The organism is Anoxybacillus suryakundensis (genome assembly GCF_001418025.1).
GTDB lineage: Bacteria > Bacillota > Bacilli > Bacillales > Anoxybacillaceae > Anoxybacillus > Anoxybacillus tengchongensis.
Window position 1 is genome coordinate 46622 of sequence record NZ_LIOK01000014.1, and the last position, 12338, is coordinate 58959.

Annotated in this window: 13 protein-coding genes; 10 read left to right on the forward strand and 3 right to left on the reverse strand. The window is 41.5% G+C overall.

Going from position 1 to position 12338, the window contains the following annotated elements; all coding sequences use genetic code 11:
• Positions 1 to 10: 10 nt before the first annotated feature.
• Together ASC42_RS10245 and ASC42_RS10250 are read right to left on the reverse strand one after the other, a co-directional pair.
• Positions 11 to 1372 (reverse strand): sensor histidine kinase, encoded by a 1362-nt coding sequence (locus ASC42_RS10245; protein WP_055441667.1) that lies wholly within the window; start codon positions 1370 to 1372, stop codon positions 11 to 13.
• Positions 1362 to 2033, reverse strand: a complete 672-nt coding sequence (locus ASC42_RS10250) for a response regulator transcription factor (protein WP_055441668.1) — start codon at positions 2031 to 2033, stop codon at positions 1362 to 1364. The genes ASC42_RS10245 and ASC42_RS10250 overlap by 11 nt, the downstream gene beginning before the upstream one ends.
• Positions 2034 to 2233: 200 nt before the next feature.
• Between ASC42_RS10250 and ASC42_RS10255 the strand changes: the two genes are divergently transcribed.
• From ASC42_RS10255 to rlmD, 10 genes are all read left to right on the forward strand, one after another.
• Positions 2234 to 3196 carry an arsenic resistance protein gene (locus ASC42_RS10255; RefSeq protein ID WP_055441669.1) on the forward strand — a complete coding sequence of 321 codons (963 nt, stop codon included), beginning with the start codon at positions 2234 to 2236 and terminating at the stop codon, positions 3194 to 3196.
• A 17-nt stretch (positions 3197 to 3213) separates the two neighbouring features.
• Entirely contained in the window at positions 3214 to 3651 is a 438-nt protein-coding gene (locus ASC42_RS10260; protein ID WP_055441670.1) for an OsmC family protein, read from the forward strand.
• Positions 3652 to 3790: 139 nt separating this feature from the next.
• On the forward strand, positions 3791 to 4990 hold the full coding sequence (locus tag ASC42_RS10265; protein ID WP_055441671.1) for an FAD/NAD(P)-binding oxidoreductase: 1200 nt from the start codon (positions 3791 to 3793) through the stop codon (positions 4988 to 4990).
• A 12-nt stretch (positions 4991 to 5002) separates the two neighbouring features.
• A complete protein-coding gene (locus ASC42_RS10270; RefSeq protein ID WP_055441672.1) occupies positions 5003 to 5527 on the forward strand; it encodes a hypothetical protein in 525 nt (174 codons plus the stop codon).
• Between the two features lie 16 nt (positions 5528 to 5543).
• The gene (locus tag ASC42_RS10275) at positions 5544 to 6953 is read left to right on the forward strand and encodes an MBL fold metallo-hydrolase (protein ID WP_055441673.1); all 1410 of its coding nucleotides are present in this window, start codon (positions 5544 to 5546) and stop codon (positions 6951 to 6953) included.
• 66 nt (positions 6954 to 7019) lie between these two features.
• Positions 7020 to 8039 (forward strand): PAS domain-containing sensor histidine kinase, encoded by a 1020-nt coding sequence (locus tag ASC42_RS10280; RefSeq protein ID WP_055441674.1) that lies wholly within the window; start codon positions 7020 to 7022, stop codon positions 8037 to 8039.
• Positions 8020 to 8652, forward strand: coding sequence for a response regulator (locus ASC42_RS10285; protein WP_055441675.1), 633 nt, complete (start codon positions 8020 to 8022; stop codon positions 8650 to 8652). Before ASC42_RS10280 ends, ASC42_RS10285 begins: the two co-directional genes overlap by 20 nt.
• A gap of 15 nt (positions 8653 to 8667) precedes the next feature.
• Positions 8668 to 9456 (forward strand): sulfite exporter TauE/SafE family protein, encoded by a 789-nt coding sequence (locus tag ASC42_RS10290; protein WP_032100993.1) that lies wholly within the window; start codon positions 8668 to 8670, stop codon positions 9454 to 9456.
• A 100-nt stretch (positions 9457 to 9556) separates the two neighbouring features.
• A complete protein-coding gene (locus ASC42_RS10295; RefSeq protein WP_055441676.1) occupies positions 9557 to 10483 on the forward strand; it encodes a diacylglycerol kinase in 927 nt (308 codons plus the stop codon).
• 64 nt (positions 10484 to 10547) lie between these two features.
• Positions 10548 to 11918 (forward strand): 23S rRNA (uracil(1939)-C(5))-methyltransferase RlmD, encoded by a 1371-nt coding sequence (rlmD, locus tag ASC42_RS10300; RefSeq protein WP_055441677.1) that lies wholly within the window; start codon positions 10548 to 10550, stop codon positions 11916 to 11918.
• Positions 11919 to 12057: 139 nt separating this feature from the next.
• Here the strand turns inward: rlmD and ASC42_RS10305 are convergent.
• The coding region (locus tag ASC42_RS10305) for a transposase (protein WP_280790532.1) at positions 12058 to 12338 on the reverse strand (281 nt) is incomplete at its 5' end.

The window sequence follows — 12338 nt, forward strand, 5'->3', positions numbered from 1 at the left end:
TTTGTGCACGTTAATGAGGAAAGATGACAGTGAATGTCGTTCCTTTGCCCACTTCACTTTGTACTTGAATGTTTCCCTCGTGTGCTTCGACAATCCATTTTGCGATGGAAAGCCCAAGTCCGTGTCCGCCAATTTGTCGCGTTCGCGCTTTGTCTGCACGATAAAAACGATCAAAAATGCGCGGAAGATGTTCAGGAGCGATGCCGATGCCTGTGTCAGTTACAGAAATTGTAACAACCTTTCGTTGTTTCGTTATATGTTGGGCTAGCGAAAGAGAAACTGTTCCTCCATCGGGCGTGTATTTGATCGCATTATCAAGCAAAATGTATAACAGTTGCGTGCATTTATCAGCATCCCCAACAAATTCAATTTGTTCGGGGGCATGAAAATGAAGGGCAATCTGTTTTTTGTTTGCGAGTTCTTGTAACGATTGTAACGTATGTTCTGCACATGCCCGCAAATCAAACGGTTTTTTTTCGATTTGTAGTTTTGCATCGTCTGTGCGTGCAAGGGTGAGAAGATCGTTAATGAGTTTTGTCATTCGTTTCGTTTCGTCTTCTAGACGTTTAATTGTTTTTCGGCTAAACTCATCGGACGTTAATGACATATCCATTTTTAACGCCTCAACAGAAGAAAAAATGACGCTAAGCGGCGTTCGCAATTCATGAGAAGCATCCGCCACAAATTGACGTTGGCGATTGTAAGCATCTTGAATGGGGACGAGCGCCCGTTTTGACATGAAATAACTAAAAGCAACGGCCACCACAATAAATAAAGCTCCAAGCCCTAATAAAATGAATGTAGACCATTTCAGCAAACGAAACATGCTTGTGACATCCATGCCGACATATAAAACCCCGACGAGCTGCTGATCAACAATCACAGGACGAGCGACAGTTAGTATTTTTAATTCATCCGCCCGAAATCGTTTTAACTCATGGCGATGATGAGGGACAGTTATTTCTACATATCTTAATTCGTTTTTTTCTGGCGTCCACGGTTGAAGCGTCGAAAGAAGGAGCGGACGCAATCCTTTATTTACTTCATCCCCCATCATCAATCGTCCACGTGTGTCAACGACGTAAAAAAATAGTTGATCTTCACTTAAGAAAATAACATTTTGGTCGGCAGGCCACCCGATAAACGATTGTTCTTCTAGCATGTTTTGAATCGTTTGACTTTCTTGTTCGGCGAGTGTGTGAATGCGTCGCTCTTGGTCATTTGTAATAACGGTATGAATAAGAAAAGAAACAATCGCGATAAAAATGGCTAAAAAAGCGATGAGAATACCGCTATATGTGGCAGTTAATCGCCATTGTGTACGACGAAACATATCAGAATGATGGAAAAAGGAGCGAATGCTATTTTTCAATGGTATATCCCACCCCACGCACCGTTTTAATCAGCTGTTGCTGTTCATCGCCAATTTTTTTACGCAACAACTTCACGGTGGCATCAATTGTTTTCATCGACACATCAGCATCATATCCCCAAATACGATCGAGAATGATATCGCGCGTTAGAACGCGTCCTCTATTTTGCAATAATAAATCAAGTAGTTGAAATTCACGTGGAGTTAATATAATTTGCTGTCCGTTTTTCATCAATGTATGACTTGTACGATTCACTTCAAATGCTCCCCAGCGAACGATTTCCTCTTGAATCGGCGCAAACGAACGTCGCGCTAACGCTTTCAGTCGCGCCATGAGCTCGTCGATTTCAAACGGTTTCACCAAATAATCGTCCGCTCCAGCTTCTAGTCCTTCAACGCGATCTTGAACCGCATCTTTTGCGGTTAACATTAAAATCGCTCCGTGATAACCATTTTTTCTTAAACGTTGACATACGCTCACCCCATCGCCATTTGGTAACATCCAATCTAAAATGATCACATCGTAAAATGATGCGAGGGCGTAGTCATAGGCATCTTCTCCTTCTTGCACCCAGTCTATATGCTCGACTCCTTTTTTCTTCAATAAATGGACGATGAGTTCACCTAAATGTATATCGTCTTCTGCAAGCAACACTTTCATCCTGATCACCTTTTTTTCTTTCATCATATCAAATGTTGATGAAAAACGGGTGAAAACATCATAAATGAACAAGAAAGGGGAAATATAAAATCGTGAAAACGATATCAATATGACAAGTTTGTGAAAAAGGTTGCAAAGTTTTTATATACCCCTTATAGTATATATCGTAATACATATGAGGGTATATAGAGGGGGATACGATGAAAAAATTATATTTTTTCCCACAAAAATATTTACTTGTTAGTGTTCCAGCAACACTGTTGCTCGGATTTATCGTTGGAACGTTTGTCGATACAAGTTTTTTGAAGTCCACGATTTTATTTGCGACAATCGTCATGATTTATGCAACGATGGTTGGTTTCAAATGGAAGGAATTAACACATCTAAAAGAAAAGAGAATATTATTTGCTTCTATTGTTATTAACTTTGTTCTGATTCCATTTGTTGCTTTTCTCATCGGAAAGACATTATTGCACAATCATCCGATTATGTTTGCGGGACTTGCGTTATCGGCATTGCTTCCAACAAGTGGTATGACGATCTCGTGGACGGCTATTCAAAAAGGGAATATGACAGCAGCAGTAAAATTGACCGTATTTGGTTTAATTCTCGGTTCGTTACTAACACCATGGTATTTGCTTGTGATGGTCGGAAAATACGTCGATATTAACGTCATGGAAACGTTCCGAACGATTTTGCTTGTTGTGTTTGTACCGATGATTCTTGGACATCTTACATTTAAATGGTTAATGAAAACATATACACCAGAACAATTTCAAAAACAAGTGAAGCCAAACTTTGCACCTTTAAGTATTTGGGGTATGTTGTATGTTGTATTTGTCAGCATTAGCATGCGAGCAAAAATGATTGTATCGAACTTACAGCTTATTGTCATCGCATTGGCAGTATTGTTACTTTTCTACTTTATCAACTATGTGATTAGCACATTTGTGGCGAAACAGTTTTTTAACCGTGAAGACGGAATTGCACTTGTTAATGGAACAGTTTTACGTAATTTATCTATTGCAATTGGTTTAGCTGCAACGTCTTTTGGTGCGGAAGCAGCGCTCATTGTTACTCTCGCTTTTATCGTTCAGCAACAGTCGATTGCTTACTATGGAAAAATAGCAAGTAAATATTGGTTTAAGCAACAAAACAACTAAGAAAGGAGCTGTTGATCATGAATAAAATGGCATTTATCGTTCAAGCAACAGTAGAAGGAGTTACAACACATGTGAAAGCAGGGAAACATGAGTTCGTTATTGATGAAGCAAAACAAATGGGTGGTCAAGATTTAGGGGCTAATCCGCTTCAAATGGTTCTTGGAGCGCTTGCTGCCTGTGAAAATGTTACTGCACGTGTTGTTGCAAAAGAAATGAATTTTGATTTACAAGACATGACGTTTGTAGTAAAAGGTCAAATAGATCCACGTGGATTTATGGGCGATTCATCTGTTCGTCCTCATTTTGAAAATGTGTCAATTGAAGTGGCTGTGAAAACGAATGAAAGTGAAGAGCGTATTCAACAACTAAAAGAGAAAGTAGAAGCACGTTGCCCTGTATATACGATGCTTAAAGCAGCAGGCGTACAAATGAATGATCAATGGTATAAAGCGTAGTCGAGCGGTGTTTACCGCTCTTTTTTATGTCAAAAAAGATAAGGGAAATCCCCTATGGGTATATAAGTTAACAACATATACAATGTAATTAAGTTAAGAAAAACAGATTTGAAAGCGGATACAAAAGGAGCGATGAACGATGGCGAACGTCTATGATGTAAAAGTAGCAATTGTTGGAGCAGGTTCAGCAGGGATTTCCATTGCAGCACGTCTGTTAAGAAAAAATCGTCAATTACATGGACAAGTACTGCTTATTGATCCATCAGATAAACATTATTATCAACCGCTTTGGACGCTTGTTGGTGGCGGGGCAGCTAAAGTTGAAGATTCTGTTCGCGAGCAAGCATCGCTTATCCCAGACGGAGCAAAATGGTTGAAAGAAGCGGTCGATACGTTCTCGCCAGAAAATAATACGTTAAAAACGAAAGAAGGTTCAACCGTTCGTTACGACTATTTAGTTGTCGCAGCAGGTGTTGAAATTTATTGGGATCAAATTAAAGGACTGAAAGAAACGATCGGCAAAAACGGTGTTTGCAGCAATTATTCATACGATTATGTGCAGAGCACGTGGGAAAATATTCGCAATTTCCGCGGTGGCACGGCTATTTTCACACAACCGAGCACACAAGTGAAGTGCGGCGGTGCACCACAAAAAATTATGTATTTAGCTGACGATTATTTCCGTCAGTCTGGTGTACGCGACAAAACAAACATCATTTTCGCTTCAGGATTGCCAAACATTTTTGCGGTAAAGCGATATGCTGATACACTTGAACAGGTTATTCAACGAAAAAATATTGAAACAAAATATCGTGTTGAATTAGTTGAAATTGATGGCGAAGCAAAAAAAGCGACATTTGAACATCTCGATACGAACGAACGCTTTACATTAAGTTTCGATATGATTCATGTGACGCCGCCAATGGGACCACCAGCGTTTATTAAGAAAAGTCCATTAGCCGACGCGGCAGGATGGGTCGACGTCGATCCGTATACATTGCAGCATAAAACATATGAAAATGTATTTGGCGCAGGTGATTGCACAAACTTACCGACGTCAAAAACAGGGGCAGCCATTCGAAAACAAGCGCCGGTTGTCGCTGAAAATTTACTAGCATATATGAACGGAAAACCGTTAAAGGCACGTTACGATGGTTACACATCATGTCCGCTCGTAACCGGTTATAATAAGCTCGTTTTAGCCGAGTTTGATTATGATAAAAATCCGCAAGAAACGTTTCCGTTTGATCAATCAAAGGAGCGGATGAGCATGTATATCATGAAACGAAACTTATTACCGATCGTCTACTGGAACGGCATGTTAAAAGGTCTTATGTAGAGGGGGGAGAACATGGTGCAGTTACTCGAAACCGAAGAACAACAAGAAGCGCTCCGTTACTTTATTGAGAAGCTTCCTCAACTAAAAGAAGCGATGGAATCGGTAGAAGAAAAAATTGCAGTTGTTCAGCATGTGATAAACGATAAACAATCACTTGAAGCATTGTTTACAGAATTTGAGGAAAAAACAGCGCCATTTCGATTGACAACAGAGCACATCGAAGCACTTGCAACCCTCATTCAACTGTTGCCGACGCTCGTTCAATGGTTGCAAAAGGCAGAAGAGTTCATTTCGTTCGCGACAAGCGTCATCAACGATCGTGAGTCGATGGCATATGCGATAGAAGGAGCAAAAGATATTGTTCCAATTGAAAAGGGATTGAACATTTTAAAAGAAACAAACGAACGCTTTCAACGTGAACGCGACTCATCTCATGTATCACTATTACGCATGTACCGTTTGTTAAAACACCCATTGATTCAAGATGGGGTGAAATATATAGAAACGCTACTTGATGTAGCAAGTAAACATAAATAATTTGGAGGGGATGTATATGTTATTTCGTTCATTTTTCGATGAGCAATTAGCGCACATGTCTTACTTAGTTGGTTGTCAACGTACAGGAGAAGCGATCGTTATTGATCCAGGTCGCAATGTTGATTGGTACATCGACACAGCGAAAAAAGAAGGATTGCAAATTGTTGCTGCAACAGAAACACACATTCATGCGGACTTTGTTTCAGGAGCGAAAGAATTAGCAAAACGTTGTGGGGCAAAACTTTATTTATCTGATGAAGGGGATGCGAACTGGAAATATCAATATTTAGATGAAGTCGATTACGAGCTTGTGAAAGAAGGAAGCATGTTTACAGTCGGTAATGTTGAGTTTAAAGTGCTTCATACACCAGGTCATACACCAGAACATATTTCGTTCATTTTAACAGATAAAGGTGGCGGTTCAACAGAACCAATGGGTATTTTCACAGGTGACTTCGTTTTCGTTGGTGACATCGGTCGCCCGGACTTACTTGAAAAGGCAGCTGGAGTTGCTGGTACAGCAGATGTTGGCGCTCGTCAAATGTTCCAATCGTTGAAAAAATTCAAAGCTCTCCCAGATTACTTACAAGTATGGCCAGCGCACGGGGCAGGAAGCGCATGCGGAAAAGCGCTTGGAGCCGTTCCTGTTTCAACCGTTGGATATGAAAAATTGAACAACTGGGCGTTGAAAATTGAAGATGAAGAAGAATTTGTGAAATTATTGCTTACAGGTCAACCAGAGCCACCAAAATATTTTGCGATGATGAAGAAAGTAAACAAAATTGGACCTGCATATTTAAATGAAGAAGAAGTACTGTCGTTACAAACACGTGAACAACTTGACGAATATAAAGCAAACGGAGCGTTTATTTTAGATGTTCGTCCGTCTCAAGAGTTTGCGAAGGCACATTATGCTGGAGCAATCAACATTCCGTTTAACAAGTCATTTACAAACTGGGCGGGTTGGTTAATTAACTATGATCAAGATATCGTGTTAATCGCTAATCAAGAAGATGTACAAGCGATTCGCAAGGCGCTTGCTTATATCGGATTAGATCGCGTTGTAGCATATATTGAGCCATCCGTTGCCTTAAGCGGTGAAGTGGAAAGCTACGAAGAAATTGATGTCCATCAACTACAACAATATTTAAACGATGATCGCTATCATCTCGTTGATGTACGCAATCAAGCAGAATGGGACGAAGGATACATTGAAGGTGCACAACATATTATGCTTGGTACGCTTGCGGACCGTTTAAATGAGCTTCCAGAGGATAAAACATATATTGTTCAATGTCGCTCAGGTGCGCGTTCAGCAATTGGCGCAAGCATTTTGCAAGCAAAAGGATTCAAACAAGTGCTTAACTTAAAAGGCGGATATTTAGCGTGGACGAGAGAAAAGCTTCCTGTTGTGAAGCAATCATAAGGGCTGACGTTGTCAGTCCTTTCTTTTCATCTTACTCCTCTCTTATAATGAAAGAGAGGTGAGAACATGCAATTTTTAGATAAAATTTTTGCGTATATTCAAGATGGAATTATTGTCATGGACCATGAGCGAACGATCGTCGAAATGAATCCAGCTGCCAAGCGGCTGACTGGTTGGCAACTTGGCGAAAAAGTACCGTATTGCTCGTTTTGCCAACAGCGCGATGTGAAAGAAGGGGAAGAGCGATGTTATTTAATTTCAACCGAAGAGGTACCGTATTTTTTATCGGAAATGCCGACGTATCACGGACATTTGATTGATGTGGAAATGAGTACAGCGCTCATTCTCGAGCAAGATGATGCGAAATATTATTTGCTCGTTTTACGCGATCAAACAGCGAAGAAAAAAGAAGAGGAAGCACGTCGTTCGAAGTGGATGGTAAAAAAACTAACTGAAGCAAAAGAAGAAGAGCATAAACGCTTAGCACAAGAATTGCATGACGGCGTCGGCCAATCGCTCTACAGCATTTCCATTGCCTTAGATAATATTATTCAACGTGTACAAGATGAAAAGCTGCATGCATATGTCAAAGAAGTGCGTGAAGAACTCGGGCGTGTCATGGAAGATGTGAAGCTATATGCGCAACAACTTCGTCCGAAAAGTTTAGATGCGCTTGGATTAATCCCAACGATTCAGTCGCTTATTCATTCGCTCCAATCTAAGATGCCAAATACATCATTTTTATTTCAAACGAACGTATACACACGCTTATCACCAACGATGGAAATTAATTTATATCGCATTATTCAAGAGGCGTTGCATAACGTCATGAAATATGCTAAAGCAACAGAGGTGCGTGTTTCAATTAAACAAACAGAACGAGAATTACTCGTATCGGTCGAAGATGACGGCGTTGGGTTTCGTGTTGAAGAAAAGCGCGAGGGACTTGGGTTAAAACATATTCAAGAACGCGTTTTTCACCTTGGGGGGGAAACAACGATTACATCAGCACCGACGAAAGGAACAACCATTTTTGTACGCGTACCGTTAGAGGAGGGCGGAGAGGATGAAAGTGTTAATCGTTGATGATCATGATTTAATCCGTAAAGGCATTCGTTTGCTTCTTGAAGGTTTTCCGGATGTAGAAGTTGTCGGGGAGGCAAGCAACGGCTGCGATGCGATTACGCTTGCATTAAAACACCATCCAGATGTGATTTTGCTTGATCTTTCGATGCCGACAGGGCTTGATGGATTTACAACTGCAAAAACGATTATGGATGAATTAGAAGATGTGAAAATCATCGTTTTAACGATGCATGATGAAGAAATATATGTGCAAAAAGCGATTCGATATAACATTCATGGCTATTTGTTAAAAAATAGCCAAACAAACGACTTGTACGAAGCATTGCAAGCTGTATACGGCGGGAAACGGTTTTATCGCACACATATTCCTGATGAACATCTTGAAAAAATGTTTGCAGAAAAAGAGCCGAAATCCCCGCTCACAAATCGTGAAAGAGAAATTGTTCGTCTGACGTTTTTAGGGTATACGAACAATCAAATCGCAAACAAGTTAAAAATCAGCCCGAAAACAGTGGAAAATCATAAAACGAACATTATGCAAAAGCTCGGCATTAAAGAAAAACATGAGCTCATTCAATACGCCTTAAAAAATCATATTGCGGATTTAGTGTAAAGGGAGCGTTTCGTGATGGAATATACAGTTTCCTATTTGCTTGTTCTTTTCCTTATTGGTGCAATCGGATCCATTTTATCAGGGATGGTCGGCATCGGTGGTTCAGTCATTAAATATCCGATGCTTTTATACATTCCTCCGCTTCTCGGTTTTGTTGCTTTTACGGCACAAGAAGTAGCGGCCATTAGTGCGGTACAAGTGTTTTTCTCGACGTTAGCTGCACTTGTTGTATTTAAAAAAGGTGGCTACGTATCGTTTCGACTTGTCGGCTATATGGGAACAGCCATCGTGATCGGTAGCTTTATCGGGGGATACGGTTCGAAGTTTTTAGCCGATGAGACGATTAACTTTGTATATGCCATTTTGGCGTCGATCGCAGCGATATTAATGTTTTTTCCGAAACCAAAAGGAAGCGAAGAAGTATCAGCAGAACAACTCGCATTTAATCGCTTGTATGCAGTCGTGCTATCGTTTATTGTCGGAGTTGCTTCTGGCATTGTTGGAGCGGCAGGAGCGTTTATTATTGTTCCGATTATGCTCGTCATTTTAAAAGTGCCGACACGCATTGCGATCGGTTCATCTGTGGCGATTACGTTTATTTCATCGATTGGAGCGACGGTCGGGAAAATAATGGGCGGACATATGCTTCTCGTTCCATCGATTGTGATGGTTATTGCTAGTTTACTAGCCGCTCCAATTGGAGCAAAACTAAGTCAAAAAATAAATACGAAAGTGCTCGAGTATATTTTACTTGTATTAATTGTAGCGACTGTGATAAAAATTTGGTATGAAATGTTGACGTAAGCTGGCTCGTTTGAGTCGGCTTTCTTTTGTTCATTGCAACATAAATGAAAATTTGGTATGATGTTAAATAGTGGAAAAATAAAGAAATAGGATGATGAGGATGAAACGAGCACGTATTATTTATAACCCGACGTCAGGAAGGGAAATATTTAAAAAGCATTTACCTGATGTACTCATTCGATTGGAGCAAGCCGGCTATGAAACGTCATGTCACGCAACAACAGGGGCAGGAGATGCGACAGAGGCGGCGAGAAAAGCGGTCGAACGCGAATTTGACCTCGTTATTGCTGCGGGTGGAGACGGAACGATTAACGAAGTTGTCAACGGGCTAGCTGATGCAACGTATCGACCAAACCTAGGCATTATTCCAGTTGGTACGACGAACGATTTTGCCCGAGCGATCGGTGTACCGCGCTCGATCGAAGGCGCATGTGATGTCATCGTAAACGGAGAAGCGGTGCCAATTGATATTGGGGCGGTAACAAACGAAGGAAAAACACATTATTTCATTAATATCGCAGGTGGCGGACGTTTGACAGAATTAACGTACGAAGTGCCAAGCAAGTTAAAGACGATGATTGGCCAACTTGCCTACTATTTAAAAGGAATTGAAATGCTTCCTTCCCTCCATCCTGTTCACGTAAAAATCGAGTACGATGGGAAAATGTTTGAAGGGGCCGTCATGCTGTTTCTCGTTTCGCTTACGAACTCGGTCGGTGGTTTTGAAAAACTAGCACCTGATTCATCATTAAATGATGGCATGTTTGATTTAATTATTTTAAAAGAAGCGAGCTTAGCAGAGTTTATTAAAATTGCGACGCTCGCATTACGCGGTGAGCATATTCATGATCCGCATATCATTTATACGAAAGCAAATCGAGTTAAAGTATATACAGAAGAAAATATGCAACTCAATTTAGATGGCGAGTATGGTGGCATGCTTCCGGGAGAGTTTGTCAATTTGTATCGTCATATCAACGTATTTGTTCCGAAAGAAAAAGCTGAACAAATGAGAACAGGGGAGTAATCCTGTTCTTTTTTGTTCGACTATGCTACAATCTTGACAGCATTTTGCGGAAGGAGAAAGAAACATGGAAGCACCAGTGGCAAAAAACGAATATTACGATGTTGTATTTGAAGACTTAACACACGACGGTGCAGGTGTGGCAAAAATTGATGGCTTTCCAATTTTTGTTCCAAATGGGCTCCCGGGAGAAAAAGCGAAAATTAAAGTCATTAAAGTAAAAAAAGGCTACGGCTACGGCCGTCTGATCGAATTATACGAACCAAGCGCGGCCCGTGTAGAGGCACCGTGTACCGTTTATAAGCAGTGTGGGGGCTGTCAGCTGCAACATCTTAGCTATGAAGGGCAATTGAAGGCGAAACATAAGCAGGTGAAAGAAGTATTAGCGCGCATCGGAAAAGTGGAACACGCGATCGTTCATCCCGTCCTTGGTATGAATGACCCATGGCGATATCGAAACAAAGCGCAAGTGCCCGTCGGTGAGCGTGAAGGTGGGCTTGTCGCAGGCTTTTACAAAGAACGAAGCCATGACATTATCGACATGGACGCCTGCTTGATCCAGCAAGAAATGAATGATACCGTCGTGCAAACGGTCAAACAAATTTGCGAGCAGTATAATATCCCAGCCCACAATGAACAAACGCATAAAGGCATCCTTCGGCATATTATGGCGCGCTATGGGGCAACGACGAAAGAAGTGATGGTCGTTTTGATTACGCGCACCGAGGAGTTGCCGCATAAAAAGAAAATCGTTGAGGCGATTGTAGAACGTGTACCGAACGTGAAATCGATTGTGCAAAATATAAACCCGAAGCGAACAAATGTCATTATGGGAGAACATACGCGCGTGCTTTGGGGCTCTGAATATATTTATGATTATATTGGCGACATTCGGTTTGCGATTTCTGCCCGTTCGTTTTATCAGGTGAACCCGGAACAAACGAAAGTGTTGTACGAAAAAGCGCTGGAATATGCGGAGTTGACTGGAACGGAAACGGTCATTGACGCCTACTGTGGCATCGGAACGATTTCGCTCTTTTTAGCGAAAAACGCCAAAAAAGTATACGGGGTCGAAGTCGTTTCAGAAGCGATTGAAGACGCGAAGCGAAACGCTGCATTAAACGGCATGACGAATGTGGAATTTGCGGTCGGAGAGGCCGAAGTCGTCATTCCGAAATGGTACGAGCAAGGAGTAAAAGCGGACTGCATTGTTGTCGACCCACCGCGCAAAGGCTGCGATGAAACGTTATTACAGACGATGATCGCCATGAAACCGAAGCGCATCGTCTACGTCTCGTGCAACCCAGCTACCCTTGCTCGAGACCTTCGCATTCTCGAAGGCGGCGGCTATCAAACGCTCGAAGTTCAACCTGTTGACATGTTCCCTCATACTGTGCACGTCGAGTGCGTCGCGAAGTTAGAGGTTAGTAAATACTAGGAAAATATTGATAAAAAGGAAAGGGCGTCTCCTTTCCTTTTTTCATTTGTGAAATCACTCTTCTGCGTAGCAATCATGGTGTTTTCTGTCACGCATACGTTACAATTTTATTAAAATAACCCGTGGTGCTAGTTGAGCGCTAGCGCTCAACTAGCCCGAGTGTGACAAGCGAATACACCAACAATATGCCATCTAGTGCCACTTCAAATCCTGAAATCGAATTCGCACGAATGTCTGTGATACGATACTGGTCGGCAAGGACGGAGAACACCGTTTCTATCACTTTCCGTTTTTGTTTGAGCCATCTCTCCCATGATGCCGATGGGCGATGTTTCTGGTTTTTGCGAGATGGAGTCCAAAAGGCGATTTGGTACGCTTTATACAACTTTTTTTGCAATTCGCTACTGATAAATCCCTTGT

Coding starts and splice junctions, on each gene's coding strand:
- rlmD (WP_055441677.1), top strand. CDS start 10,548: ATGGAAGCACCAGTGGCAAAAAACGAATATTACGATGTTGTATTTGAA.
- ASC42_RS10275 (WP_055441673.1), top strand. CDS start 5,544: ATGTTATTTCGTTCATTTTTCGATGAGCAATTAGCGCACATGTCTTAC.
- ASC42_RS10290 (WP_032100993.1), top strand. CDS start 8,668: ATGGAATATACAGTTTCCTATTTGCTTGTTCTTTTCCTTATTGGTGCA.
- ASC42_RS10270 (WP_055441672.1), top strand. CDS start 5,003: ATGGTGCAGTTACTCGAAACCGAAGAACAACAAGAAGCGCTCCGTTAC.
- ASC42_RS10280 (WP_055441674.1), top strand. CDS start 7,020: ATGCAATTTTTAGATAAAATTTTTGCGTATATTCAAGATGGAATTATT.
- ASC42_RS10285 (WP_055441675.1), top strand. CDS start 8,020: ATGAAAGTGTTAATCGTTGATGATCATGATTTAATCCGTAAAGGCATT.
- ASC42_RS10260 (WP_055441670.1), top strand. CDS start 3,214: ATGAATAAAATGGCATTTATCGTTCAAGCAACAGTAGAAGGAGTTACA.
- ASC42_RS10295 (WP_055441676.1), top strand. CDS start 9,557: ATGAAACGAGCACGTATTATTTATAACCCGACGTCAGGAAGGGAAATA.
- ASC42_RS10250 (WP_055441668.1), bottom strand. CDS start 2,033: ATGAAAGTGTTGCTTGCAGAAGACGATATACATTTAGGTGAACTCATC.
- ASC42_RS10255 (WP_055441669.1), top strand. CDS start 2,234: ATGAAAAAATTATATTTTTTCCCACAAAAATATTTACTTGTTAGTGTT.
- ASC42_RS10265 (WP_055441671.1), top strand. CDS start 3,791: ATGGCGAACGTCTATGATGTAAAAGTAGCAATTGTTGGAGCAGGTTCA.